The organism is Treponema endosymbiont of Eucomonympha sp. (assembly GCF_001028545.1).
Genome location: NZ_BBPW01000477.1, coordinates 1 through 548 on the forward strand (window position 1 = coordinate 1; position 548 = coordinate 548).

The 548-nt window shown below is 57.3% G+C and carries 1 protein-coding gene; it reads left to right on the plus strand.

What is annotated here, in order from left to right:
* On the plus strand, positions 1-490 hold a 490-nt coding region (locus AWU74_RS12060; protein WP_187150946.1), incomplete at its 5' end, for a hypothetical protein.
* Positions 491-548: the final 58 nt, after the last annotated feature.

A 548-nucleotide genomic window follows, 5' to 3' on the forward strand; every position in this document is an offset into this window, starting at 1 on the left:
GGTGAAAGGGCTTTCGTTTGCGCCTTTTCTTGACCTGTTCTATTCCGGTTTTGCGCCCAAAACATATCAGAATGTCGGCGCGCACGTAACGGTTTACGCTCCGTACCTGCTCACACGCGCGACGCTGTTCCCCGCGCACGACGAATTCCTGCGGGGGTACGCGAGAGCCACGCTGTTTTCAACCGAGATACAGAAGGGCATTCCTTATGTAACGCTTTTCGTGCGGCGCGTTTCGGTGCTGCTCGCGTATGAGCGGCTGTACAAGCGGGAAAATGATTCGTGGGACATATTCAAACCGGCCGGCTGCTTCGGCTCGCTTGGCGCGGCGCCCAACGAGGAGACGCTCACTCTTTCCGCCGTTCCCTCGCTGGGAATCAACACCGGGGCGTTCACCTACGCCGCGTTCGATATTTATTTCGATTTTATGCTGCATATCCGCCCGAAATCCCCGCTGTTCGGCTTCGGGCTCACGGGAAAAATCAGCCTGTAAGCGCCTTACCCGCGCGTAATACGGGGAACGACCGGGTTTTACGTTCGGCGAAGCCGAA